This is a genomic window from Sphaerisporangium cinnabarinum (assembly GCF_055567015.1).
The window spans coordinates 373,468-397,591 of the sequence record NZ_JBVHRG010000002.1 but is presented as its reverse complement, the minus strand read 5'-3'; the positions used below and the strand labels follow the sequence as shown (position 1 = coordinate 397,591).

Sequence of the window (24,124 nt, the reverse complement as noted above, 5' to 3'; positions counted from 1 at the left end):
CTCATACGTGGAGTCCGCACTCTGTCTTGTCGAGCCCCGCCCAGCGGCCGGCCCTCGGGTCCTCGCCCGGCGCGACGCGCCGGGTGCACGGCTGGCAGCCGATCGACGGGTAGCCGTCGTTCAGCAGGGGGTTGAGGATCACCTGGTGCCGCGCGGCGTACGCGAGCAGGTCGTCGAACGACCAGGCCGCGAGCGGGTTGATCTTCACGAGCCCGTTCTTCTCGTCGAACGTCACGAGCGGGGTGCTCGTCCGGGTCGGCGCCTCGTCGCGACGCACGCCCGTGACCCACACCTCGTAGCCCGCGAGCGTGCGGTGCAGCGGCTCGACCTTGCGCAGCTGGCAGCACAGCGCCGGGTCGCGGCCGAACAGGTCCTTGCCGTGCGCCGCGTCCTGCTGGGCGACCGTGAGGTCGGGCCGGACGTCGACGATCGTCACGTCCATCTGCTGCTCGACGGCGTCGCGCGTCCCGACCGTCTCGGCGAAGTGGTAGCCCGTGTCGAGGAACAGCACGTCGACCCAGGGGATCTGCGCCGCCACGACGTGGGGGAGCACGGCGTCGGCCATGGAGCACGCGACCGCGACGGACGTCCCGAACTCGCGCGCCGCCCAGGCGATGACCTCCTCGGCCGTCGCCTCCGGGCGGGTCGCCCCCTCGACACCGGGCGTGCCGGCGCCGTGCAGCAGCTCGGCGCCGCGGCGCGCGATCTCGCGCAGCTCGTCGAGGGACCGCTGGGCCCTGCCGTGCTGGGCGCGCTCCGCGTGGTGCGCGGCCTTCGCGCTCTCGCGCTGCTCGGTCCGGGCACGGGCCGCGGCGCGCAGCGCCGCGAGCGGGTCGGTCCCCGCGGGTGCACCGGGCCCGCCGGTCAGGTCCGCGGTCATCGGAGCGCCTCCTCGTCCGCGCGGTGCGCCCACTCGGCGAACGTCTCGGAGCCGTCCTTGTCGCTCTCGTAGCGCCGGACGACGCGCTCGACGTAGTCGGTGAGGTCGTCCGCGGTCACCTTGAGCCCGCGGACGGTCCGGCCCATGCCGGCGAGCTCGCGGTCGTCGGAGGCCAGCCCGCCGCCCAGGTGGACCTGGAAGCCGGGGACCTGCTGACCGTCGTCGTCCATGACGAGCTGGCCCTTGAGGCCGATGTCCGCCGTCTGGATGCGCGCGCACGAGTTGGGGCAGCCGTTGACGTGCAGGGAGAGCGGCTTCATCTGCGACAGGTCCCCGAGGCGCTGCTCGAGCTCGTCGATCGTCGCGGTCGCGGTGTCCTTGGTGTCGACGATCGCGAGCTTGCAGTACTCGATGCCGGTGCACGCGATCGTGCTGCGCCGGAACGGGCTCGGCCGGGCGTCGAGGCCGTTCTCCTTGAGCGTCGACACGACGTGCTCGACGTGCTTGTCCGGCACGTCGAGGACCAGGAGCTTCTGGTGCGGCGTGAGGCGCACGCGGTGCGACCCGACGGACTCGGCCAGGTCGGCGATGTTGGCGAGGATCGTGCCGGACACGCGCCCGACGTACGGGGCTGCACCGACGTAGTTGAGCCCGTCCTTCTGCTTGTGCACCCCGACGTGGTCGCCGGGGACGGACGGCTTGGGCGCCGGCGGGCCGTCGGGCAGCGCGTACCCGAGGTACTCGGTCTCGAGGACCTCGCGGAACTTCTCCGGCCCCCAGTCGGCGAGCAGGAACTTCAGGCGCGCCTTGTTGCGCAGCCGGCGGTAGCCGTAGTCACGGAAGATCTGCACGACGCCGTGCCACACGTCAGGCACCTGCTCCTCGGTGACGAACGCCCCGAGGCGCTCTCCGAGGCGCGGGTTCGCGGACAGCCCGCCGCCGACCCAGAGGTCGAACCCGACGCCGAGCTCCGGGTGGCGGTGCGCGACGAAGGCGACGTCGTTGATCTCGTGGACGACGTCCTGGCTCGGGTGGCCGGTGAGCGCCGTCTTGAACTTGCGGGGCAGGTTCGCGAGCTCGGGGACGCCGATGTACTTCTCGGTGATCCCCGCGACGGCGGGGCCGATGTCGATGAGCTCGTCGGCGGCGATGCCCGCGACCGGGCTGCCGAGCACGACGCGCGGGACGTCGCCGCACGCCTCGGTCGTCTGCAGCCCGACGGACTCCAGGCGGCGCCAGATCTCGGGGACGTCCTCGACCTCGACCCAGTGGAGCTGGATGTTCTGACGGTCGGTGATGTCCGCGCTGTCGCGGGCGAACTCCGCGGAGATGCCGGCGACGACGCGGAGCTGCTCGGTCGTGAGCGCCCCGCCGTCGATGCGGACCCGGAGCATGAAGTACCGGTCCTCGAGCTCGTGCGGCTCGAGCGTCGCGGTCCGGCCGCCGTCGATCCCGGGCTTGCGCTGCGTGTACAGGCCCCACCAGCGGAAGCGTCCGTGGAGGTCGTCGCCGGGGATGGAGTCGAAGCCGTCGCGCGCGTAGACCGTCTCGATGCGCTCGCGGACGGACAGGCCGCCGTCCTCCTGCTTCCACTTCTCGTTCGCGTTGAGCGGCTCGGTGCCGTCGACCTTCCACTGCCCGTTCGGTCGTGCGGCGCGCGCGGGGCGGTCTCCCGGCGTCCGGGCCGGGCGCTCGGCGGCCCGCGGCGGACGGGCGGGAGGAGTGCTGCCGTCCGTGGCCTCGGGCGCAGTCGGTGCCTGCGTCATCGGGGTTCCTCGTGTCCTCGTTCGGGGGCGGGGACGCGCGACGGCGAGCGCTCAGCGAGGATGCTGCGAGTGGCTGAGGACCGACGGCGCGCGCCGGTTCTCAGGGGTTCTCGGGAAGAGAGGCGAGCGACGGCTCGCGCTGAGTCGGGCGCGGTTCAGCGACAACAGCTGAGACACGTGTGCGCGCACGCCGGCGTCCCGTGACCGGAGGTCACGAGGAGGGTGCGGGCTGCCGTGGTCATGCCGAGAACAGTAGCGGCGGTCCGGACGCGTGGACAGCCCCGGTCCGCATGGTGGGAAACCGCAAATAGTAGACCGATTCGGTCTGCTTTGTCGAGCGTGCCACCGGGTGCGGTCCACGGCGGGGTCGCGACCGGGTGCGACGCCGACGGCCGGGCGCATCTCACCTTGTGCAAACTTTCACGACAGGCCCGTCAGCAAATACCATGGGGCCATGGAGTTCCTCTACAACGTCTTCGTCGCGCTGCACTTCATCGGCTGGGCCATCGTGCTCGGTGGCTACCTGGCGTCCCTGCGGTCGCCTGGCCTGTACAAGGGCGTCTTCCACGGGGCGCTCACCGCGCTCGTCGCGGGGATCGCCATGGTCGGGATCGGGGAGGCGTCGGTCTGGGAGAACTGGTCGAACGGCGGCCCGGACATGGCCAAGATCGGCGTCAAGCTGGTCGTCGCCCTCGTCATCTCCGTCCTCGCGTTCGTCGCCAAGCGCCAGGGGGCCAAGGCTGCCGACGGCGCCGTGGCACCCGGCCTCAAGCACGCCATCGGCGGCCTGACCCTCGTCAACATCCTCGTCGCCGTGTTCTGGAACTGACCGCACCACCGGCCCCCGGCCCGTCGACGCTCCGCGTCGGCGGGCCGTCGTCGTCTCCGTGGCATTGACCCGTTTATAGGTGCATGGTCCACTAGTCGCATGGTCCTTCGATACCTCGTGCTCGGGCTCCTCACGGTCCGACCCATGACCGGCTACGACCTCAAGCGCGCGTTCGACACCTCCGTGCACCACTTCTGGGCCGCCGACCGCTCGCAGCTCTACCGCACCCTCGCGGCCCTCGTCGACGCGGGCCTCGCCGACGTGGAGGTCGTGCCGCAGGAGAGCTACCCCGACCGCAAGGTCCACACGATCACCGCCGCGGGCCGCGCGGCGCTCCGCGGCTGGCTCGCCGCGCCGCTCGAGCCGGAGGACGCGCGCGAGCCCTTCCTCGGGCGGCTGTTCTTCGCCGACCAGCTCGACGACGCGGGCGTCGCGGAGCTCCTCGCGTCCCGCCGCGCGCAGGCGGAGGAGGCGGTCGCGGCGCTCACCGCCGAGCAGGAGCGCGTCGCCGCCGTCTTCGCCGACGGCGGTCCCGACGCCGACCGCGTCCGCGGCACCCGGGGGCTCGCCCTGCGCCTCGCGACGCTCCGCCACGGCCTCGCGCACGCCCGGACCGAGCTCGCGTGGCTCGACGAGACCGAGCGCGAGGTGCTCCCGTGACCGTGCCGGACGCCGTCGGGCGCCACCCCGCGACGCCGCCCGACGGGTCGGGGGCGGACGAGGTCTCCGTCGTCCTGCTGCACGGCGGCAACGTCGCGTCGTGGATGTGGGAGCCGCAGGTCGAGCACCTCGCCGACCTCGACGTCCGGACACCGGACCTGCCCGGCTTCGGGTCCCGCGCGGCGGAGGACGTCGTGTCGCTCGACGCCACCGCCGACGACGTGGCCGCCCTCGTCGCGGCTCTGCCCGCGGGCCGGGCCGTGCACCTCGTCGGGCTGTCGTACGGCGGGATCGTCGCCCTCCGGGTCGCGGCACGGCACCCCGGTCTCGTGCGCTCCGTCCTCGCGTCCGGCGCGGCGGTCGACGGCGTGACCGGGCTCGCCGGCGCCGCCGGGCGCGCGCAGCTCGGCGTGTGGGACCGGCGCTGGTACTGGGAGGCGCAGGCGCGAGCCTTCCGCCTCCCCGCCGACGCGCGCGAGCTCTTCGTCCGGTCCGGCCTCGCGATCCGTCGCGACAACATGGCCCGCACCCTGCGCGACGTCTACGGCGGCTGCTGGCCCGCGGGCCTCGAGTCGTCGGGCGCGCGCGTCCTCGCCGTCGCGGGCTCGCGCGACCTGCGCGCCGCCCGCTCCGCGCTCGGGACGATCGCCCGCCGCGTGCCGGACGCCGTCGTCCGCCTCGTGCCCGGCATGCACCACCAGTGGAGCGCGGAGGACCCCGACCTGTTCAGCGCGATGATCCGCTCGTGGGTGGTCGACGGCGTCGCGCACCCCCGGCTCGTCCCGCCCGCGGGGCGTGCGTAGCGCGCCGGACGTGCGAGGGTTTCTCCCGTGAGCGTCGGTGGAGAGGTCCTCGTCGGGCTGGCGATCCTGGTCGGGCTGATCGGGATCGTCGTGCAGATCCTGCCCGGGAACGTGCTCGTGCTCGGGGCGATCCTCGTCTGGGCGATCGTCACGGGCGGCACGGCGGCCTGGGTCGTCTTCGCGGTCGCGGCCGTGCTCGTCGTCGCCGCCGAGGTGTCGCAGTACGTCCTCGCGGGTCGGCACATGCGCCGGGCGGACGTCCCGTGGTCGACCCTCGTGTGGGGCGGGATCGCGGGCGTCGTCGGGTTCTTCGTCATCCCGGTGGTCGGCCTCTTCATCGGGTTCGTGCTCGCCGTGTTCCTCGCCGAGCTCGTGCGCCGCCGCGACCGGCGCGCCGCCTGGCGCGCGACGGTCGCCGCCATGCAGGCGACCGGCATCACGATCCTCGTCCAGCTCCTCGGCGGGCTGCTCGCCGCCGCGACGTGGGGCGTCGGGCTGGCCGTCGCATAGTCGAGCTTCCAGGGCGCTAGAGTCTGCCTCTGAGCGCAACGTTGCGTCTGATGGGGGTCGACCGTTGTATATAGAATCAGTTTCCTTCAAGCGATTCAAGCAATTCAGTGATTCCACCGTGCAACTGCACCCGGGAACGTCCTTCGTGGCGGGCGGCAACAACTCGGGCAAGTCGACTCTTTTGCAAGGGCTCGCCGTCTGGGAGTTCTGCAAGGTGGCGACTGTTGCCCAACGTGATAGTTTGGCAATCTGCGCTGATCAGATTGGGCGCCAGGGGTTCGGGCTCGGAGATGACGAATTCTCGCCAATCAACATTCCTTCACTGCGGCATCTTTGGACGAACCTTAAGCCAGGGAAGCAGGAAGGAGATCCGGACGGGTACACGCTGTCCATTACATGCGAATGGGAGGACAGCGGCGCGGAATGCAAACTCGGTTTCTCGCTTTCCCTCGCTAACGATCGGCTATTCATCCGCGTCTCAGAGTCGACAGTGGAGCCTGGCGATCGAGTGCCTGTAGTGGCGTATCTTCCTCCATTTGCCGGGATATCGGCGCGCGAGCAGCGAGTCTATGGTGCGCTTAGACGCCGGAGAATCGGCGAGGGTCTTGCTGGGGCTGTGCTGCGCAATATCCTTCTCGACATGAAGATGGACAACGCCCAGGAACGCGCGTTCCTGCGCGCCGGCAAAACAAAAATCTCCGATCGCGATCTTAAGAATCTGCGTGAGACCGATCCTTGGGAGCTTCTTCAAGCCAAACTGCGCGAGGTGTTCAACGCGGAGGTGGATATACGCGACTTTAACGAGGAGTACCACACGTACATCCAGGCCAACGTTACCAAGGGGCGGGTTGACGGATTCAATTTGAAGCGCTACGCAAACTACAATCCACGGGACATCATGGTCGAAGGGAGTGGCTTCCTGCAGTGGCTCAGTGTATACGCGCTCGCCACGTCGCGAGAGGTTGACGTCCTCTTGCTCGATGAGCCCGACGCTCATCTGCACGTCGCTCTTCAGCGTGAACTTGTAGGACATCTCGCGGATCTCGCTGAAAGATCGGGTAAGCAGGTGCTAATGGGCACGCACTCGACGGAGGCGCTTCGTCTCGCAGACCCCCATGCGATTCTGCATGTAAAGAGCGGCGGCAACGCTAGGTACTTGAGAGAGCAGCACCAGAAAGTCGGACTGTTCGAGGGGATTGGTTCGGACTATGCGCCGAAACTTGATCACCTGCGGGATAGCAAACGGATATTCTTCTATGAGGGCACCTCTGACCGAAGCGTCTTAACCGAATTTGCGACGACGCTTAATATTCAGGGCTTGGGTCGTGTTACGGACTGGCAGACTACCAGGTCACAAAAGGATCGGCGGGATCTATGGCGGGCGATTTCGGAGGAGGTTTCGGGTGTCCAAGCATTCAGCCTGAGGGATCGCGATGAGGAAGAACTCGGAACTGTAGGCGATGGCCTGGTCGATAAGATCCTGCAGAATCCACAAGCAGGATTCTCTGCCTTTAAGTGGCGCCGTCGTCATATCGAGGCGTACCTGCTCTGGCCACCAGCTTTGGCGAGTGCGTCTGGGCGTCCAGTGGTGGAAGTTGAAACGCAACTCCAGGAGACTTTTGGTCTTGCGATCGGAGAAACGTACCTAGAGGCGGCGCCTCCGGCGGTATTTCTCGAGGTGCGGGCGAAGGAAATACTCCAACACTTTGGCGTCAAGCCATGCGAAGTCGCGCGCGCTTATGGCGCGACAGAAATTCCGTCGGACGTGGTGTCTCTCTTGGAGTCGCTGGCGTCCTTTGCTAGCGTTGACGGGCTACCGAGTTTCTGAGGGCTGGTTCTCCGTTCCCGAGGTCTGGCAGACACCCGCATGGAGCGCGATCTCGCTAAGTGCTGGCGCGTCAGGCCTCCCGCCGTGACCAGGGTGTGGGCGCGGGCGCCTAGGCTGGAGGGGCTATGGCTTCGCTCTTCGAGAACCTCCCGCTGCCCGGCCTCGACACGCTGTTCGACGGCCCGCGCGTCGACCACGGCGGCGAGTCCCGCCTCCCGCGGACCGCCCCGCGCTGGACCGACGACCCGGCCGTGCCCGACGGGGCGGGGTCGCCCGCCGGTGACGGCGCGCCGGGGACGACCGGCGGTGCGCCGTCGGGCGAGCGCCGCGGCCGGTACGCGCACCTCGACCCCGACGCGCTGCTCGACGGGCTCAACCCGCAGCAGCGCGAGGCCGTCGTGCACGCGGGCGGGCCGCTGCTCATCGTCGCGGGCGCCGGGTCGGGCAAGACGCGCGTGCTGACGCACCGCATCGCGCACCTGCTCGCCACGGGCCGGGCGCGCGCCGGGCAGATCCTCGCGATCACGTTCACCAACAAGGCCGCGGCCGAGATGCGCGAGCGCGTCGAGGCGCTCGTCGGGCCGTCGGCGCGGAACATGTGGGTCTCCACGTTCCACTCGGCGTGCGTGCGCATCCTGCGGCGCGAGGCGAAGACGCTCGGCCTGCGGTCGAGCTTCTCGATCTACGACGCCGCGGACTCCCAGCGGCTCATCACCCTCGTCACGCGCGAGCTCGACCTGGACCCGAAGAAGTACCCGGCGCGGTCGCTCGCCAACAAGATCTCGGACCTCAAGAACGAGCTCATCGACCCCGAGACCTACGCCCGTGACTCCGGCGCCCACGCGACGGACGACGGTCTCGCGGCGCGGGCCGGCGAGCACGGCGCGAACGTGCCCGAGTTCGACCAGGTGCTCGCCGACGTCTACACGCGCTACCAGGCCCGTCTCGTCGCGGCCAGCGCGCTCGACTTCGACGACATCATCATGACCACGGTCAACCTGCTCCAGGCGTTCCCCGCGGTCGCCGAGCACTACCGCCGCCGGTTCCGCCACGTGCTCGTCGACGAGTACCAGGACACCAACCACGCGCAGTACGTGCTCGTCCGCGAGCTCGCGGGCGTGGGCGAGGACTCCGCCGCGACCGACGCGGCGACGAGCGGCACGGGCGAGGCGCAGGTCCCGGCGCTCGACCCGGCCGAGCTCACCGTCGTCGGCGACGCCGACCAGTCGATCTACGCGTTCCGCGGCGCGACGATCCGCAACATCCTCGAGTTCGAGGCCGACTACCCGGACGCCCGGACCATCCTGCTCGAGCAGAACTACCGCTCGACCCAGAACATCCTCTCGGCCGCCAACGCCGTCATCTCGCGCAACCCCGACCGCAAGCCCAAGCGCCTGTGGACGGACTCGGGTGCGGGCGCGAAGGTCATCGGCTACGTCGCGGACAACGAGCACGAGGAGGCGCGGTTCGTCGCGGAGGAGATCGACCGCCTCGGCGACACCGAGGGCGTGCGCCCCGGCGACGTCGCGGTCTTCTACCGCACCAACGCGCAGTCCCGGGCGCTCGAGGAGGTGCTCATCCGCGTCGGCCTGCCGTACAAGGTCGTCGGCGGCACGCGCTTCTACGAGCGGCGCGAGGTCAAGGACGCCGTGGCGTACCTGCGCGCGATCGACAACCTCGACGACGACGTCAACCTGCGCCGCGTCCTCAACGTGCCCAAGCGCGGTCTCGGCGACCGCGCCGAGGGTGCCGTCGCGGCGCTCGCGGACCGCGAGCGCATCTCGTTCGGCGCGGCGCTGGCCCGCATCGACGAGATCCCCGGCCTGACGAACCGCACGCTCAACCCGCTGCGGGCCTTCGCGGAGCTCATGACGGGGCTGCGCGAGCTCGCGGACTCCGGCGCGAGCCCGTCCGAGATCCTCGGCGCCGTCCTCGACCGGACGGGCTACCTGGCCGAGCTGCGCGCGAGCGACGACCCGCAGGACGCGACGCGCGTCGAGAACCTCGCCGAGCTGCACGCCGTCGCGACGGAGTTCAGCGAGCTCGACCCCGAGGGCACGCTGTCCGACTTCCTCGAGCGCGTCTCGCTCGTCGCCGACGCGGACCAGATCCCCGCGGACGACGGCGACGACGAGGACGCCGAGGGCGAGGAGAAGGAGGACCCGGGCGTCGTCACGCTCATGACCCTCCACACCGCGAAGGGCCTCGAGTTCCCCGTCGTCTTCCTCACCGGCATGGAGGACGGCACGTTCCCGCACATGCGGTCCCTGCACGACGACGCCGAGCTTGCCGAGGAGCGCCGCCTCGCCTACGTGGGCATCACCCGCGCACGCGAGCGGCTCTACGTGTCGCGGTCCGCGGTGCGCTCCGCGTGGGGCATGGCGAACGAGTTCCCGCCGAGCCGGTTCCTCGAGGAGATCCCCGAGGAGCTGTGGGACTGGCGGCGGCGCGAGTCGTCGATGGCGACCCTGCGCGCGGGCGGGTCCGTCTGGGGGCGCGGGTCGGGCTCGTGGTCCGGTTCGCGTTCCGGATTCGGGTCGGGGTCGGGGTCGCGCGCCGAGGGGGCCGGTGCCGGTTCCGCCACTCGTAGCCCTCGATCCTCGGGCTCCTCCCGCCAGGCCCGCCACGATCCGGCCTCGACCTCCTCGGCGCGATCGTCGTTCGGCTCGCCGTCCGGCGGGGCGAAGTTCGGGTCGGCGACGCCGCGGGCCGACGGGGACGTGCCGAACCTCGCCGTCGGCGACAAGGTCACGCACGACGCGTACGGGCTCGGGACGGTCGTCTCGCTCGAGGGCGCGGGGCCGAACGCCGTCGCGAAGATCGACTTCGGCGCGGACGGCACCAAACGGCTGCTGCTGCGGTACTCGCCCGTCACCAAGCTCTGACGCGCCATGCTCCGACGCGCCACGCGCTGACACACAGGGCGGTCGACCGGCCGGTCGAGCGCCCTGCGTGCGCGGGGGACGTCCGCCGCGTCAGCCGATCGTGCCGAGCGCGCGGTAGGCGAGGACGAACGCCGTGGCGACGACGGCGGTGCCTCCCGCGGCGACGGCCACCGGGACGGGGCCGCGCAGGCGCCGGGCCAGCACGGCGCTGAGCAGCACGAGCGACGCGAGCCCGATCACGACCCAGTACGTGGCGCCCGTCGTCTCGACGACCGTGGTGAGCCCGTACACCGACTCGCCGAGGCCGATGCCCGCGAGCACCGCCGTGCCGAGGGCCGCGCGCACGCCCGGGCGCCACAGCCACGCTGCGGCGACCCCGACGAACGGGCCGACGACGAGGCCGACCACCCCGAACAGCGTCGGGTCGTAGAAGAACCCGCGCAGGTCGGCGGCGACCGTGTACCCGAGGGTGAGCAGCACGAAGCTCGCCGCGCCCAGCACGGCGGTGTGCCAGGTCCGGGTCCGCGCGTCGCGCGCGGCCCAGGCGACGAGGAGCGCGGTGAGCAGGGTCCAGCCGCTCGCCGAGTTCGCGAAGGGAGCGGCGGCGTCGGGCAGGAAGCCCTGGGCGTACGACGTCAGGCCGCCGAGCACGACGCTCGCGGCGAGCACGACGGCGCCCCTCGCCCACGGCTGCCCGCCGGGAGCAGGGACGCCGGTCGAGCGGGAGGCCGCGGAGCGCGTGCGGAGGGCGGGGGCGTCGGAGCGGTCGTCCGAGCGGTGGGGGAGCGCGGTCTGGTCGGGCACACCCCGACGGTAGGCGCGGCTCCGCAGCGGGGCGTCAGCCCGTCGTCGGGCACGAGCACGCGCACGGTCCTACCGTGGCAGGACGACCGAGCCCGAGGAGCCTGCCGTGACCCAGCCGTCGGCCGCCCGTCCCGCCCCCTGGCCCGACCTCGACGTGCGGCGCTGGGAGCCGACGCGCCGGCCGCTGCACCTGTTCACGCAGGTCGTCGGCAAGGTCGTGCTCGACCTCACCCCGTTCGTCAACCACTGGTGGAACGTCGCGTTCCACGTGACGGCGCGAGGGTTCGTGACCCCCGTCATGCAGGTGGGCGAACGTGCCCTCGACGTCGAGATCGACCTCGTGGGGGAGCGGGTCGCGTTCCGCACGTCCGACGGGCGCACCGAGACGATCGGGCTGGGGCCGATGTCGGTGGCCGACTTCTACGCCCGCACCCTCGCGTGCCTCGACCGGCTCGACGTCCCCGTGCGCGTCTGGTCGACCTCGCGCGAGATCCCCGACCCCGTACCGTTCGAGCAGGACACCGCGGTCGGGGAGTGGGACGGCGAGCTCACGCGCACCTGGCTCGCGACCGTGCAGCGTGTTGCCGCGGTCATGGAGCGGTTCCGCTCCGGGTTCTACGGCAAGTCCAGCGGGCCGCGCTTCTACTGGGGCGCGTTCGACCTGGGGCTCACGCTGTTCAACGGGAAGCCGCACCCGCAGCCGGACGACCTCGACCCATCTACCGCTACGCGGAGAACGCGGAGAACGTCGCCGTCGGCTACTGGCCGGGAGACCCGACGACGCACGCCGACCAGGTGTACGCCTACGCCTACCCGGAGCCGCCCGGCGCCGCGGGCCTCGACCTGGCGCCGGGGTACTGGGACCCCGCCCTGCGCGAGGCGGTGCTCCCGTGCGGCGTGCTGCGCGACGCCGCCGACCCCGACGCCGTGCTGCTCGCGTTCTTCGAGCGGTCGTACCGCGAGCTGGCCACGGCGGCCGGGTGGGACCTGGACGCGTTCACCGGGCCGGTCCCGCCGGGCTGACCGCGGGCACGCCGAGCCTGCGCGGTTCGACGTGCCCCCGTCGCGCGCCGGTCAGGACGCGGCGCGGTGCCGGGTCGCGAGCGCGGCGCGCAGCCCGGCGTCGTCGGACCCGGCGGCCGTGAGCGCTCCGGCGAGCGCCCGGTGCGCCGTCGAGCCCGTGCTGCGCGCGACGGCGGCGAGGACGTGGCCCGAGTCGATCACGCGCGACGCGTCGTGCACCGCCTCGCGCAGCGAGAGCTCGAGCACCTTCTTCGCCTCCGGGGTGAACGGGACGTGCGAGCGGCCTCGGCGTCGCCCGCGGCCCCGCGCGTCGTCTCCCGCCCGGTCGAGCGCGCCGGGGCCGAACGCGGCGTCCGTGCGGGCCCGGACCTGGTCCAGGTCGATCCCGAGCGCGGCCAGGGCGGGGCCGTCGAGGGCGTCGCGGCCGCCGGCCACGTCGACCTGGCGCTCGAGCTCAGCGGGGCTCACGCCGACCGCGGCGAGCGCGGCCGACCCTGCGCTGCCCTCCTGCCGGGCGAGCGACAGGAGCAGGTGCACCCCGTCGATCGCGTCGTCGCCGCGCTCCCGCGCGACCTCCTGGGCGCCGACCACGGTCTCCCGGGCGTCGGCGGCGAAGCGTTCGAACATGTCACGACCTCCTCGTGGTGCGGGACGCGCCGTACTTCTTGTGCACGGCCTGACGCGTGACGCCGAGCCGGTCGGCGATCTCCTGCCAGGACCAGCCGAGCGACCGGGCGTGCTCGACCTGGAGCGCCTCGAGGCGCTCGGCCAGCACGCGCAGCGACCGCACGGCCCGCAGCCCGACGTCCGGGTCGGTGCTGCTCGCGGCGTCCATGTCGACGGGTTCCATGCGTGTCAATCTAGGTTGACGCACCTGGTGGTGTCAACAGTGGTTGACGCGCGCCGCCAGAGGTGACGAAGGGAACACCCGCCCGCGTGGCCCCGCAGCGACCCCGGATAGGCGCGTCCCGGAGCGGGGGCTACCCTGTACGGGGATGTCTTGATGTCGAGACATCGGTCATGCCGCACACGGCGCATCAGACGGAAGGACGCAGCAGGGTGGACCTGTTCGAATACCAGGCGCGTGACATCTTCGAGAAGCACGGCGTGCCCGTGCTGGGCGGGGTCGTCGCGACGACGCCCGAGGAGGCCCGCGCGGGAGCCGAGAAGCTCGGCGGGGGCACCGTGGTCGTCAAGGCCCAGGTGAAGACCGGCGGCCGCGGCAAGGCCGGCGGCGTCAAGCTCGCCCACTCGCCCGAGGAGGCTGCCGAGAAGGCGTCCGAGATCCTCGGCATGGACATCAAGGGCCACACCGTCCACCGCGTGATGGTGGCGCAGGGTGCCAAGATCGCCGAGGAGTTCTACTTCTCGGTGCTGCTGGACCGCTCGAACCGCAACTACCTCGCCATGTGCTCCGTCGAGGGCGGCATGGAGATCGAGCAGCTCGCCGTCGAGCGTCCCGAGGCGCTCGCCAAGGTCGCCGTCGACCCGATCGTGGGCATCGACGAGGCGAAGGCGCGCGAGATCGTCGACGCCGCGGGCTTCGCCGAGGAGCTCAAGGCGCCGGTCGCCGACGTCATCCGCTCGCTGTGGACCGTGTTCACGGCCGAGGACGCGACGCTCGTCGAGGTGAACCCGCTCGTCCGCACCGAGGACGGCTCGATCATCGCGCTCGACGGCAAGGTCACGCTCGACGACAACGCGTCGGAGGTCCGTCACCCGGACCACGAGGCGCTGGAGGACAAGGAGTCGACCGACCCGCTCGAGGCGAAGGCCAAGGAGAACGGCCTCAACTACGTCAAGCTCGACGGCGAGGTCGGCATCATCGGCAACGGCGCCGGGCTCGTCATGAGCACGCTCGACGTCGTCGCGTACGCGGGCGAGGAGCACGGCGGCGTCAAGCCGGCCAACTTCCTCGACATCGGTGGCGGCGCGAACGCGCAGGTCATGGCGAACGGTCTCGACGTCATCCTCAACGACCCGCAGGTCAAGTCGGTCTTCGTCAACGTCTTCGGTGGCATCACCGCGTGCGACGAGGTCGCGAAGGGCATCGTGGGCGCGCTCGAGATCCTCGGCGACGAGGCGACCAAGCCGCTCGTCGTGCGCCTCGACGGCAACAACGTGGAGCTCGGCCGCGCGATCCTGCGCGAGGCGAACCACCCGCTCGTGACCCTCGCCGAGACCATGGACGGCGGTGCCGCCAAGGCGGCCGAGCTGGCCAACGCCTGATCGCCCGTAGACGCGGAAAGCTGAGACAGAGAACACCATGTCGATCTACCTGAACTCCGACTCCAAGATCATCGTCCAGGGCATCACCGGCGGGATGGGTGCCAAGCACACCGCCCTCATGCTCGACTCGGGCGCGCAGATCGTCGGCGGCGTCAACGCCCGCAAGGCCGGCACGACCGTCACCCACAAGGACCACGAGGGCAACGACGTCACGCTGCCGGTGTTCGGCACCGTCGCCGAGGCGATGGCCGAGACGGGCGCGAACGTGTCCGTCCTGTTCGTCCCGCCGGCGTTCACCAAGGACGCCGCGATCGAGGCGATCGACGCCGAGATGCCGCTCATCGTCGTCATCACCGAGGGCGTGCCCGTCCAGGACACGGCCGAGGTCTGGGCCTACCTGCAGGGCAAGGGCACGCGCATGATCGGCCCGAACTGCCCCGGCATCATCACGCCGGGCGAGTCGCTCGCCGGCATCACCCCGCACACCATCACGGGCAAGGGCCCGGTCGGTCTCGTGTCGAAGTCGGGCACGCTGACCTACCAGATGATGTACGAGCTCAAGGACCTCGGCTTCTCGACCGCCATCGGCATCGGCGGCGACCCGATCGTGGGCACCACGCACATCGACGCGCTCGAGGCGTTCGAGAACGACCCCGAGACCAAGGCGATCGTCATGATCGGCGAGATCGGTGGCGACGCCGAGGAGCGCGCCGCGGCGTACATCAAGGAGCACGTCACGAAGCCGGTCGTCGGCTACGTCGCCGGCTTCACCGCCCCCGAGGGCAAGACGATGGGCCACGCCGGCGCCATCGTCTCCGGCTCCGCGGGCACCGCCCAGGCGAAGAAGGAGGCCCTGGAGGCCGTCGGCGTCAAGGTCGGCAAGACGCCGTCCGAGACCGCCGCGCTCCTGCGCGAGGTTCTCGCCTGACCCTGGCTCCGTCGGGCCGCGCGGCCCGCAGCCACCCCGTACGACGCCCCGCGACCGGTCCGCCGGTCGCGGGGCGTCGTCGTCCCCGGAGCCGGTGGCGCCGGTAGTCTGGCGCGCCGGGGCGAATGCCCCGAACCGACCTCTCGATCGACGACGATGGGCACCATGAGCACCACCAGCACGACTCGCGGTGCGCGCACGCGCACCGTGGAAGGCAGCCCGGCACCCGCACCCGTCGGGGTGCGCCGTGCACCGTCCGGTGTGCTCGCCGCGCTCCAGGCGCTCACCCTGTCGCTCGCCGTCGTCGTGCTCCCGGGGGTCGTCGCGTTCCTGGCGTCCTCGACCGGCGTCTCCGAGGGGACGGGCTGGGGGCAGTCGGTCACCGTCGCGGCGGGCTTCTGGCTCCTCGGGCACGGCGTCCCGCTCGTCGCTAGCGGCACGACGGTCACCCTCGTCCCGCTCGGGCTCACCGCGCTCGCGCTCTTCTGCTGCTTCGCGTCGGCACGCCGCTCGGCGCACACCGCGACCTCCGCCTGGGTCGCAGGCACCGTCACGTACGCGCTCGCGACGCTCGGCGTCGCGCTGCTCGCCGGCTCGACGCCGCCCTGGGGGCTGGGCGTCGCCGTCGTCGGGGGAGCGGTCGTCGGAGGGCTCGGGCTCGGCGGCGGGATCCTCGCGCGCCCGGACGCGCCGTTCGTCGCCGACCTCGCCCGGCGCCTCGACCGAGTCGTGCCCCCGGCGGTGCGCCTCGGCCTGCGTGGCGGGCTGCTCGGCACGAGCCTGCTCGTCGGCGCCTCTGCCGTCGTCGTGGGTGCGTGGCTCGTCGCGGGTCGCGCGACGTCGGGCGACATCGTCGCCGGGCTCGTGCCCGGCACCGTCGGGGGGATCGTCCTCGCGCTCGGCCAGCTCGCCGTCCTGCCGAACCTCGTGGCGTGGGCCGGGGCGTGGCTCGTCGGCCCCGGCTTCGCCGTGGGCGAGGGGAGCACGTTCGCGCCCGGCGGGTCGGAGCCGGGCGCGCTGCCCGCGATCCCGCTCCTCGGGGCGCTGCCCGGTGACGACTGGACGAACGCCCTCACCCCCTGGGTCCCGGCGGCCGTCGTCGCGCTCGGCGTCGTCGCGGGCGTCTTCGTCTGGCGGCGCCTGCGCGACGTGACGGGCACCCACCCCGACGACGACGTCCCCTGGTCCGCCGTCGTCCTCGCGCTGACGGGCGTCGCGCTCGCGTCCGGCCTGCTCGTCGGGTTCGTGAGCTGGCTCGCCGGGGGAGCGGTGGGCCCCGGCCGGCTCGAGGTCGTGGGCGCGGACGCGCTCGTCGTCGGGCCGCTCGCCGCGGCCGAGATCGGCGGCGGCGCCGCGCTCGCCGTCCTGTGGGCACGGCTCGAGGTCCTGGGCCGGCGCCACGCCGACTGACCGGCGCGCAGCCTGGTCGCCGGGGTGGACCGGGCAGGAGCTGCCGCGCGGCGTCGTCCGCGGCGGTCAGCCCGCCGGGGTCGCCGGCCCCGTCACGCGCTCACCGTCCGCGAGCTGCGTCGCGAACGGGTGACGGAGCCTCGACGCGTCAGGAGGACGCGGGGGCGGGGGTCGGGATCCAGCGCGCGAACTTCTCCTCGAGCGCGTGCGTGCGCTCGACGTCGCAGCGCTTCTCGGCCGAGACGGTGATCGCCCCGTCGAGGCACTGCTGGTGCGCGAGCGCGACGTCCCAGGTGACGAGCGTCGAGACCATCTGGAGCGCGAGCATGGCCGAGAGCCCGACGCCGATCCCGAGGGCCGGGACCAGCGCACCCCGCACGCGGGCCCGCCAGACGGCCAGCAGCGCCCGGATGCCCACGACGATCGCGCCGAGCGCGAGCGCGAGGCTCACGGCCTGCCACGGGAACGGCATGGTGCTCACGACGATGACGGCGAGCAGGAGCAGACCGAAGTGCAGGGTGCGCCGCGTCGCCTGCCGGGCGAGCTCCGGGTCCGGCTCCGGGGGCTCCGGCTGCGCGGGGCGGCGGTGACCCGGCCCGGCCTGCTGGTCCGGGCGCACGGGTGCCGGGGGGAGCGGGGCGGGCGCGGGGCCCGGTGCGGGTGCCGGCGCGTCCGGACGCGCTCCGTCCTCGGGCTGCGCGGGCTCGGGTCGAGGCTGCTGCGGCGCGTCGGGACGGGGCGGTGCGTACGGGTTGCCCACGGGCAGCTCCTCGGTCGGTCGGGCGGCTCGCGGTACATTCTCCCATCGGAGGCTGCGTGCCCCGACGGGTGTCCGACCGGCCCGCCGCCGCGACCGCGCCCCGAGACCCGCGAACCCCCGAAGCCCCGCAGGAGCACCGTGCAGACGCCGTCCGGCCACCCCGTCGAGTCCACCTCCGCCGCCCGCGTCGTCGTCCTGGTGTCCGGGGCGGGCAGCAACCTCGCGGCGCTCCTCGCCGCGCACGACGACGCCGAGTACGGCGCGCGCGTCGTCGGCGTCGTCTCCGACAAGGCCGACGCCGGCGGTCTGGACCTCGCCCGCGAGGCGGGCGTCGCCGCCGTCGTCGTCGCCCCCGGGGAGTTCGAGGACCGCGGCGCGTGGAACGAGGCCGTCGCCCAGGCGGTGGACGTGTTCCGGCCCGACCTCGTGGTCCTCGCCGGGTTCATGCGCATCCTCGGCCCCGCCTTCGTGGGGCGCTTCGCGGGCCGCACGCTCAACACCCACCCCGCGCTCCTGCCGTCCTTCCCCGGCGCCCACGGCGTGCGCGACGCCCTCGCCTACGGCGTGCGCGTCACGGGCTGCACGGTCCACGTGGTCGACGACGGCGTCGACACGGGCCCGATCGTCGCCCAGGTCGCGGTGCCCGTCGAGGACGGCGACGACGAGTCGTCGCTGCACGAGCGCATCAAGGTGGCCGAGCGCGCCCTGCTCGTCGAGACCGTGGGGCGCGTCGCGCGCGAGGGCCTGCGCATCGACGGTCGCCGGGTCGTCCTGGGCTAGCCGGCCGGCGCCGCGGCCGGTCGGCCCGACGGATCCTCTCCGGGCGGGGGCGACGGTTCGTCGTCCGCGGAGGGCAGGTCGCGCGGGGCGAGCACCGCGAGGACCTGGTAGGTCTCGCGGCGCGCCTCGGGGTCCGCGCGCCCCTCGTCGAGCGACCGCGTGTTCCAGCGCTCCAGGAGCTCCTGGAGCTCACGCGTCATCGTCGCCGCCTGCTCGGGGCTGAGGACGAGCGTGCTCAGCGCGAGGATGCGATCCTCGCGCGCGCCCATCACGCTCCCGCGGCGGAAGGTCTCCTCGGCCCAGGCGAGCGCCGGGCGGACGACGTGGCGCACCGCGTCGGGCGTCCCGGGCTCCACCGCGTAGCTCTGCGCGACGTTCTTCCACACGCGGTCCCGCCGGTCGCGGGCGTGCTCGGGGGCCTCGACGATCATGCCCGCCCGGGCGAGGACGCGGAGGTGGAAGCTCACGGAGTTGGCGGGCTCCCCGGTGGCCCGGGCGAGGTCCGCCGCGCGCGCGTGCCCGAGGACGGCGAGCTCCATGAGGATCCGTTGGCGCAGCGGGTGCGCGATCGCGCGCAGCGCCGCGGGGTCCTGGACGTGGAAGGTGTCGAGCACACGCCGAGGCTAGCAACGCCCGGGCATCCCGCACGGGGGAGTGCTCACCACATAGTGCGCAATGACTATTGCGCAACTGGCGTTGCGCACATAGGTTCGTCGGCATGACGAACCAGCCGCCGACGTCCCCGCCCGACCGCCCGTCCCCGCCTTCGTCCAGGGCCGCGGTCGGTCTGGCGCCGGACGCGCCCACCGCGACCCCCGACCCGGGCACGACCGCGGACGCCCCGGTCGCCGCCGACTCCGCACCCGCCGACCCGCCGTCGCTCCTGCGCAACCGCTCGTACGTGCTGCTCATGACCGGCCTGACCGCCGAGTCGCTCGGTGCGGGGGTGGCGCTCTTCGCCGTCCCGCTCGTGGCGTACGGGCTGACCGGGTCCGTCGTGCAGGCGGGGGTGGTGGCCGCCGTCGGGCAGGTGGGCGCGCTCCTGGCCACGCTGCCCGCGGGCGTCGTCGCCGACCGCGTGGACCGACGCCGCCTCGTCGTGGGCGCGGCGACCGTCGGGGCCCTGCTCTGGACGACCGTCGCCGTCGCCGCCGGCACCGGGTCGCTCACGGCGTGGCACCTCGCCGCCGTCCTCTTCGGGGCCTCCGTCGTCGGCGCGCTCGTGGACCCGGCGACGAGCGGCGCGTTCCGCTCGGTCGTGCCGGTGCCGCAGCTCCCGACGGCGCTCGCGGCCGCCCAGGGGCGGGACGCGGTGGCGAGCCTGCTCGCCGGACCGCTCGGCGGGGCGCTCTACGCCGTCGCGCACGCCGTCCCGCTCGCCGGGGCCGCGATCGGGCACGCGGCGACCGCGGTGTGCACGTGGCTCGTGCGCGAGCCGCTCAACGGCGACGTCGAGGCGGCGCGCGCGACCCGGCCCCTCGCGGCGCTGCGCGAGGGCCTGCGCTTCGTGTGGTCCGTGCCGCTGTTCCGTGCGCTGCTCGGCCTGTTCGTCGTCATCAACGTCGCGTTCGGGAGCCTCATGGTCGGCATCAACCTCGAGCTCGTGCGCACGGGCACCGCGCCGGTCCTCATCGGCCTCGTCGACCTCGCGGTCGGCGTGGGCGTGCTCGTCGGCGCGGTGCTCGCGCCCCGGCTCGTCGCGCGGGTCCGCGCGGGGGCGCTCGTCGTCGCGGCGCTCGGCGTGCTCGCCGCGGGGTCCGTCGTCATGGCCGTGCTGGAGTCGTACGCGGCGTACCTCGCGGTGCTGCCTGTCGCTCTCCTGCTCGTCCCGGCCGTGAACGCGGGCCTGTCGGGTTATGCCGCGGCCGTCACCCCGCCGCAGCTCCAGGGCCGGCTCGCGTCCGTTCTCGGACTCACCGGGCTGGCGGCCGGCCCCCTCGTCCCGCTCGTCGGGAGCGGGCTCCTCGAGCGGTTCGGGCTCGGGACCGCGCTCGCGGTGCTCGCGGGGCTGCTCGTCGTCACGGTCGCGGTCCTCAGCACGGTCCGGTCCCTCTGGCGGGTCGGCACCCCGGACACGTGGGCCGACGACGCGGCCGCCCTCGCGGCGTCGGGCACCGTGCCGTGCGCCGCGCCGGCCGAGCCGGGGCCTTCGCCGTCGGGCCGCTAGACTGGACGACGGCCGCGACTGGCGAGGGTGGGAACGACCACCGGGGAGCGGCCGGATCTACCTGCTGGAGCGTCGACCGCCTGGGCGCCTGGGTTCTGCCACTCGCGTCGGCTCCGCCGGCGCAGCGACCGCGACCCAGAGGAGCCCTTCGTCATGTCCCACCCGGCCCCGCACGTGCCCTCCGCCCCCGACGTCCAGCTCACCGACGACGCACGGCGCCCCGTGCGGCGCGCGCTGCTGAGCGTCTACGACAAGACGGGCCTCGTCGAGCTCGCGACGGCGCTGCACGCCGCGGGCGTCGAGCTCGTCTCCACCGGCTCGACGGCGTCGACGGTCGCGGCCGCGGGCGTCCCGGTGACGAAGGTCGAGGACCTCACCGGTTTCCCCGAGTGCCTCGAGGGCCGCGTCAAGACGCTCCACCCGCGGGTGCACGCCGGCATCCTCGCGGACTCGCGCAAGGCCGACCACCTCGCGCAGCTCGACGAGCTCGGCATCGCGCCGTTCGACCTCGTCGTCGTCAACCTCTACCCGTTCGCCGCGACCGTGGCGTCGGGCGCAGGGCAGGACGAGGTCGTCGAGCAGATCGACATCGGCGGCCCGTCGATGGTCCGCGCCGCGGCGAAGAACCACCCGAGCGTCGCGGTCGTCGTCGACCCCGCCCGCTACGACGACGTCGTCACGGCCGTGCAGGCGGGCGGCTTCACCTACGCGCAGCGCAAGGCGCTCGCCGCCGCGGCGTTCGTGCACACCGCGACGTACGACGTCGCCGTCGCGTCCTGGATGGGCAACGTCGTCGCGCCCACGGACGCGGTCGAGACCGACGGCGAGACCGTGAGCACCGGCTTCCCGGCCTGGATCGGCGCCACGTGGGACCGCGCCGACGTGCTCCGGTACGGCGAGAACCCGCACCAGCGTGCCGCGCTCTACACGAACGGGCACGGCGCGACGGGGCTGGCCCAGGCCACGCAGCTCCACGGCAAGGCGATGAGCTACAACAACTACGTCGACGCCGACGCGGCGTGGCGCGCCGCGCACGACCACGACGAGCCGGCCGTCGCGATCATCAAGCACGCGAACCCGTGCGGCATCGCGGTCGGGGCCGACGTCGCCGAGGCGCACGCGCGCGCCCACGCGACCGACCCGGTCTCCGCCTACGGCGGCGTGATCGCCGCGAACCGCGTCGTGACCCGGGCGGCCGCGGAGCAGATCGCGCCCGTCTTCACCGAGGTGGTCGTCGCGCCCGGGTTCGAGCCGGACGCGCTCGAGGTGCTCCGGGCGAAGAAGAACCTGCGCCTCCTCGTCGTCGACGCCCCGCCGACGACGACCGTCGAGACCCGCCCCGTCAGCGGCGGTCTGCTCGTGCAGAGCACGGACCGGGTCGACGCCGTCGTGACCGACGCCGAGGGGAACGTCACCGGCGGCGACGCGCCCGAGCACTGGACGCTCGTCACGGGCGACGCGGCGGACGACGCGACGCTCGCGGACCTCGCGTTCGCATGGCGCGCGATCCGCGCCGCGAAGTCGAACGCGATCCTCCTCGCGCGCGACGGGGCCGCCGTCGGGGTCGGGATGGGGCAGGTCAACCGTGTCGACTCGTGCCGCCTCGCGGTCGAGCGGGCCAACACGCTCGCGGAGGGCGAGGAGCGGGCCCGGGGCGCCGTCGCAGCCTCCGACGCGTTCTTCCCGTTCGCCGACGGCCTGCAGATCCTGCTCGACGCGGGCGTGCGCGCCGTCGTGGCACCGGGCGGGTCGATCCGCGACGCCGAGGTGGTCGAGGCGGCACGGGCCGCGGGCGTGACGATGTACTTCACGGGGACGCGCCACTTCGCGCACTGACGCGACCCGCGCGACGGCCCCGTCGGTCACCGGACCGGCGGGGCCGTCGCGCGCCCGGCGTCGGGCCGGGCGTCAGGACAGGGCGTCGCGCAGGCGTCGGGCCGGGTCGCGCGCGACGTCGAGGTCGACGCGCAGGCGGCCCGTCCGGTTCATCGCCTTGCGCACCGGGCCGACGTCGCGCGGCGAGTCGACGAGGAGCACGGCCCGGACGTCGGTGCCCCGCGCGGCGGGGTCGTCGCCCGCGGGAGGGTCGCCGGGCCCGGGGAGCGTCGGGGGCGGCACGTAGAACGCGGCCCAGCCCTCGTGGCCGGTGCCGCCGCCCGCGGGGTCGCCGCGCAGCACGACCTCGTCGCCCTCGACGGGCACCCCGAACAGCGCGAGGTCGTGCCCGAGCTGCTGGGAGAACACGTAGGGCGCGTGCGCGGCCCGGTCGCCGTCGTCGCCGAGCAGCGCCGCGACGGTCGCGTCCGGGTCGTGGAGCGCCGCCGACCAGTGCCCGCCGGGCACGGCGCCGAGCAGGGGGTGGTCGCGGTTCGCGCAGTCGCCGACCGCCCAGAGGCCGGGCAGCCCCGGCACGGCGCCGTCCGCGTCCACCGGGACGCCGCCGCGCGCGTCGCGCGGCACGACGCCGTCGAGCCAGTCGGTGGCGGGCCGGGCGCCGACGGCGGCGAGCACGACGTCGGCCGGCAGCTCGCGGCCGTCGGCGAGCCGCACGCCGTCGGGCCGGACCTCCGCGACGGTCGCGCCGGTGACCAGCTCGGCACCCGCGGCGGCGTACCAGGGAGCGAGGTGCGCCCCGACGTCCGGGCCGAGCTGGCGGTGCAGCGGCGCGCCCGCGGCCTCGACGACCGTGACGTGCGCGCCCGCGCCCGCCGCGACCCCGGCGAGCTCCGCGCCGATCCACCCGGCCCCGACGAGGACGAGGCGCAGGCCGGGTCGCAGCGCGGCGCGCAGGCTCTCGGCGTCGGCCGCGGTGTGGAGCACGCGCGCGTGCTCCCAGCCGCGGGGCCGCACGGGCACGGAACCGACCGCGAGCACGACGGCGTCGGCGACGAGACGGTCGCCCGACCGCGTCTCGACGGACCAGCCCGGAGCGTCGGGGGCCCCCGCCCGCTCGAGGCGTACGGCCGGGTCGGCGAGGCGGAGGTCGTCGGCGAGCGCGTCGACGTCCACCCCGAGGTCGTCGGCGAGCCACGCGGGGGAGGGCCGGCTGAGGAGCTCCTTCGACAGGGGCGGTCGGTCGTACGGCGGCACGCCCTCCGCGCCGAGCAGCGTCACCCGCCCGGCGTAGCCGCGGCGGCGGAGCGCCGCGACGGTCTGGGCGCCTGCGAGCCCGGCCCCGACGACGACCACGGACGACGGCGGCCCGCCGTCGTGGGACGCGGGCGCGGGACCGGGCACCGGGCCGGTCGTGGTGGCGAGGGGAGCGGACGGGACCGGCGGCACGACGGACGGCATGCACGTCACGCTAGGGCACGACGGTAGGCTTCCGGGCGTGGAAGGTGCAGCAGCGTGAGCGACGTCACCGCGGACGGGGGGACGCGGCACCGGCCACGCGCGACGCTCGTGCCGGTGTGGCACCACGTGGACGACGAGACCGACGACGGCCCGGTTCCCGAGGGCGCTCCCGCGCCCGACGACGCGACCCCGCCCCCGGTGCCCGAGCCACCCGCGAGCCTCGCGCCGTCCCGCCAGCCCGCGATGTGGCTGGTCCTCGCGGGCGTCGCCGTCTCCACGCTCGTGTCCGTCCTCGCCGGTGCGCGGGCGGGCTGCTTCGCGCTCGCGGGGCTGCTCGCCGTCGCGGGCGTGTGCCGCGCGGCGATCCCCGGCCCGGGCCCGGTTGGCATCACCGTCCGGTCGCGCGGCCTCGACGTCTTCTTCTTCCTCGCGCCCGCCGCGGTCATGGCGTTCCTCGCGCTGAGCCTGGACCAGGGCGAGCTCTGACGCCCGCGCGGAGCGCCGCGCGCGACGTCGGGCACTGACGACGACGGGCCCGGACCGCGTGCGCGGTCCGGGCCCGTCGGGT

Annotated in this window: 21 protein-coding genes, 1 pseudogene and 1 riboswitch; of the genes and pseudogenes, 14 read left to right on the top strand and 8 right to left on the bottom strand. The window is 73.5% G+C overall.

Annotated elements, in window-relative coordinates:
- Window position 1: 1 nt before the first annotated feature.
- A complete protein-coding gene (locus ACZ4MO_RS04785; protein ID WP_175007891.1) occupies window positions 2–880 on the bottom strand; it encodes a phosphoadenylyl-sulfate reductase in 879 nt (292 codons plus the stop codon).
- A complete protein-coding gene (locus tag ACZ4MO_RS04780; RefSeq protein WP_175007892.1) occupies window positions 877–2,646 on the bottom strand; it encodes a ferredoxin-like domain-containing protein in 1,770 nt (589 codons plus the stop codon). The genes ACZ4MO_RS04785 and ACZ4MO_RS04780 overlap by 4 nt, the downstream gene beginning before the upstream one ends.
- 454 nt (window positions 2,647–3,100) lie before the next feature.
- On the opposite strand from ACZ4MO_RS04780, the gene ACZ4MO_RS04775 reads away from it, so the two are divergent.
- The 6 genes from ACZ4MO_RS04775 to ACZ4MO_RS04750 all read left to right on the top strand — a co-directional run bounded on the left by ACZ4MO_RS04775 (window position 3,101) and on the right by ACZ4MO_RS04750 (window position 10,161).
- Window positions 3,101–3,475, top strand: a complete 375-nt coding sequence (locus tag ACZ4MO_RS04775; protein WP_175007893.1) for a hypothetical protein — start codon at window positions 3,101–3,103, stop codon at window positions 3,473–3,475.
- A gap of 99 nt (window positions 3,476–3,574) precedes the next feature.
- Window positions 3,575–4,135 (top strand): helix-turn-helix transcriptional regulator, encoded by a 561-nt coding sequence (locus tag ACZ4MO_RS04770; protein WP_175007894.1) that lies wholly within the window; start codon window positions 3,575–3,577, stop codon window positions 4,133–4,135.
- Window positions 4,132–4,938: an alpha/beta fold hydrolase gene (locus ACZ4MO_RS04765; protein WP_175007895.1), complete on the top strand. Its 807-nt coding sequence runs from the start codon at window positions 4,132–4,134 to the stop codon at window positions 4,936–4,938. The genes ACZ4MO_RS04770 and ACZ4MO_RS04765 overlap by 4 nt, the downstream gene beginning before the upstream one ends.
- A gap of 27 nt (window positions 4,939–4,965) precedes the next feature.
- Window positions 4,966–5,448, top strand: a complete 483-nt coding sequence (locus ACZ4MO_RS04760; protein WP_175007896.1) for a DUF456 family protein — start codon at window positions 4,966–4,968, stop codon at window positions 5,446–5,448.
- A 118-nt stretch (window positions 5,449–5,566) separates the two neighbouring features.
- Complete coding sequence (locus ACZ4MO_RS04755) at window positions 5,567–7,276, top strand: AAA family ATPase (RefSeq protein ID WP_175007897.1); 1,710 nt, start codon at window positions 5,567–5,569, stop codon at window positions 7,274–7,276.
- A 125-nt stretch (window positions 7,277–7,401) separates the two neighbouring features.
- Window positions 7,402–10,161: a UvrD-helicase domain-containing protein gene (locus ACZ4MO_RS04750; protein WP_175007898.1), complete on the top strand. Its 2,760-nt coding sequence runs from the start codon at window positions 7,402–7,404 to the stop codon at window positions 10,159–10,161.
- 90 nt (window positions 10,162–10,251) lie between these two features.
- Here ACZ4MO_RS04750 and ACZ4MO_RS04745 read toward each other — a convergent pair whose 3' ends face one another.
- On the bottom strand, window positions 10,252–10,965 hold the full coding sequence (locus ACZ4MO_RS04745) for a DUF6518 family protein (protein ID WP_222592345.1): 714 nt from the start codon (window positions 10,963–10,965) through the stop codon (window positions 10,252–10,254).
- A gap of 106 nt (window positions 10,966–11,071) precedes the next feature.
- On the opposite strand from ACZ4MO_RS04745, the pseudogene ACZ4MO_RS04740 reads away from it, so the two are divergent.
- A pseudogene (locus ACZ4MO_RS04740) lies at window positions 11,072–11,988 on the top strand (DUF5996 family protein).
- Between the two features lie 51 nt (window positions 11,989–12,039).
- On the opposite strand, the gene ACZ4MO_RS04735 reads toward ACZ4MO_RS04740, so the two are convergent.
- Window positions 12,040–12,615: a Clp protease N-terminal domain-containing protein gene (locus ACZ4MO_RS04735; RefSeq protein WP_175007900.1), complete on the bottom strand. Its 576-nt coding sequence runs from the start codon at window positions 12,613–12,615 to the stop codon at window positions 12,040–12,042.
- A gap of 1 nt (window position 12,616) precedes the next feature.
- Window positions 12,617–12,838 carry a helix-turn-helix domain-containing protein gene (locus ACZ4MO_RS04730; RefSeq protein ID WP_031316040.1) on the bottom strand — a complete coding sequence of 74 codons (222 nt, stop codon included), beginning with the start codon at window positions 12,836–12,838 and terminating at the stop codon, window positions 12,617–12,619.
- 209 nt (window positions 12,839–13,047) lie between these two features.
- Between ACZ4MO_RS04730 and sucC the strand changes: the two genes are divergently transcribed.
- The 3 genes from sucC (at window position 13,048) to ACZ4MO_RS04715 (ending at window position 16,555) form a co-directional block, all read left to right on the top strand.
- The gene (sucC, locus tag ACZ4MO_RS04725) at window positions 13,048–14,217 is read left to right on the top strand and encodes an ADP-forming succinate--CoA ligase subunit beta (RefSeq protein WP_021482339.1); all 1,170 of its coding nucleotides are present in this window, start codon (window positions 13,048–13,050) and stop codon (window positions 14,215–14,217) included.
- Window positions 14,218–14,254: 37 nt separating this feature from the next.
- A complete protein-coding gene (gene sucD / locus ACZ4MO_RS04720) occupies window positions 14,255–15,145 on the top strand; it encodes a succinate--CoA ligase subunit alpha (protein ID WP_021482340.1) in 891 nt (296 codons plus the stop codon).
- Between the two features lie 165 nt (window positions 15,146–15,310).
- Complete coding sequence (locus ACZ4MO_RS04715; RefSeq protein ID WP_175007901.1) at window positions 15,311–16,555, top strand: cell division protein PerM; 1,245 nt, start codon at window positions 15,311–15,313, stop codon at window positions 16,553–16,555.
- Window positions 16,556–16,703: 148 nt separating this feature from the next.
- Here ACZ4MO_RS04715 and ACZ4MO_RS04710 read toward each other — a convergent pair whose 3' ends face one another.
- A complete protein-coding gene (locus ACZ4MO_RS04710) occupies window positions 16,704–17,315 on the bottom strand; it encodes a hypothetical protein (RefSeq protein ID WP_186810346.1) in 612 nt (203 codons plus the stop codon).
- Between the two features lie 138 nt (window positions 17,316–17,453).
- Between ACZ4MO_RS04710 and purN the strand changes: the two genes are divergently transcribed.
- Window positions 17,454–18,095: a phosphoribosylglycinamide formyltransferase gene (gene purN / locus ACZ4MO_RS04705; RefSeq protein WP_175007902.1), complete on the top strand. Its 642-nt coding sequence runs from the start codon at window positions 17,454–17,456 to the stop codon at window positions 18,093–18,095.
- Here purN and ACZ4MO_RS04700 read toward each other — a convergent pair.
- A complete protein-coding gene (locus tag ACZ4MO_RS04700) occupies window positions 18,092–18,709 on the bottom strand; it encodes a helix-turn-helix domain-containing protein (protein ID WP_175007903.1) in 618 nt (205 codons plus the stop codon). The genes purN and ACZ4MO_RS04700 overlap by 4 nt on opposite strands.
- A 104-nt stretch (window positions 18,710–18,813) precedes the next feature.
- On the opposite strand from ACZ4MO_RS04700, the gene ACZ4MO_RS04695 reads away from it, so the two are divergent.
- Both ACZ4MO_RS04695 and purH read left to right on the top strand, forming a co-directional pair.
- A complete protein-coding gene (locus ACZ4MO_RS04695) occupies window positions 18,814–20,262 on the top strand; it encodes an MFS transporter (protein ID WP_175007904.1) in 1,449 nt (482 codons plus the stop codon).
- Window positions 20,263–20,266: 4 nt separating this feature from the next.
- Window positions 20,267–20,355: riboswitch (ZMP/ZTP riboswitch) on the top strand.
- Between the two features lie 60 nt (window positions 20,356–20,415).
- Window positions 20,416–22,098, top strand: a complete 1,683-nt coding sequence (gene purH / locus ACZ4MO_RS04690) for a bifunctional phosphoribosylaminoimidazolecarboxamide formyltransferase/IMP cyclohydrolase (RefSeq protein ID WP_175007905.1) — start codon at window positions 20,416–20,418, stop codon at window positions 22,096–22,098.
- A 72-nt stretch (window positions 22,099–22,170) separates the two neighbouring features.
- Here purH and ACZ4MO_RS04685 read toward each other — a convergent pair whose 3' ends face one another.
- Window positions 22,171–23,556, bottom strand: coding sequence for an FAD-dependent oxidoreductase (locus ACZ4MO_RS04685; protein ID WP_175007906.1), 1,386 nt, complete (start codon window positions 23,554–23,556; stop codon window positions 22,171–22,173).
- Window positions 23,557–23,610: 54 nt separating this feature from the next.
- Here ACZ4MO_RS04685 and ACZ4MO_RS04680 point away from each other — a divergent pair, with 54 nt between their 5' ends.
- Window positions 23,611–24,042: a DUF3017 domain-containing protein gene (locus ACZ4MO_RS04680; RefSeq protein ID WP_175007907.1), complete on the top strand. Its 432-nt coding sequence runs from the start codon at window positions 23,611–23,613 to the stop codon at window positions 24,040–24,042.
- Window positions 24,043–24,124: the final 82 nt, after the last annotated feature.

Excerpts from the sequence above, each read along its gene's own strand:
- ACZ4MO_RS04775 (WP_175007893.1), top strand. The coding sequence starts at position 3,101 with ATGGAGTTCCTCTACAACGTCTTCGTCGCGCTGCACTTCATCGGCTGG.
- sucD (WP_021482340.1), top strand. The coding sequence starts at position 14,255 with ATGTCGATCTACCTGAACTCCGACTCCAAGATCATCGTCCAGGGCATC.
- ACZ4MO_RS04695 (WP_175007904.1), top strand. The coding sequence starts at position 18,814 with ATGACGAACCAGCCGCCGACGTCCCCGCCCGACCGCCCGTCCCCGCCT.
- ACZ4MO_RS04780 (WP_175007892.1), bottom strand. The coding sequence starts at position 2,646 with ATGACGCAGGCACCGACTGCGCCCGAGGCCACGGACGGCAGCACTCCT.
- purH (WP_175007905.1), top strand. The coding sequence starts at position 20,416 with ATGTCCCACCCGGCCCCGCACGTGCCCTCCGCCCCCGACGTCCAGCTC.
- ACZ4MO_RS04770 (WP_175007894.1), top strand. The coding sequence starts at position 3,575 with ATGGTCCTTCGATACCTCGTGCTCGGGCTCCTCACGGTCCGACCCATG.
- ACZ4MO_RS04730 (WP_031316040.1), bottom strand. The coding sequence starts at position 12,838 with ATGGAACCCGTCGACATGGACGCCGCGAGCAGCACCGACCCGGACGTC.
- ACZ4MO_RS04715 (WP_175007901.1), top strand. The coding sequence starts at position 15,311 with ATGAGCACCACCAGCACGACTCGCGGTGCGCGCACGCGCACCGTGGAA.
- ACZ4MO_RS04685 (WP_175007906.1), bottom strand. The coding sequence starts at position 23,556 with ATGCCGTCCGTCGTGCCGCCGGTCCCGTCCGCTCCCCTCGCCACCACG.
- ACZ4MO_RS04735 (WP_175007900.1), bottom strand. The coding sequence starts at position 12,615 with ATGTTCGAACGCTTCGCCGCCGACGCCCGGGAGACCGTGGTCGGCGCC.
- ACZ4MO_RS04785 (WP_175007891.1), bottom strand. The coding sequence starts at position 880 with ATGACCGCGGACCTGACCGGCGGGCCCGGTGCACCCGCGGGGACCGAC.
- ACZ4MO_RS04750 (WP_175007898.1), top strand. The coding sequence starts at position 7,402 with ATGGCTTCGCTCTTCGAGAACCTCCCGCTGCCCGGCCTCGACACGCTG.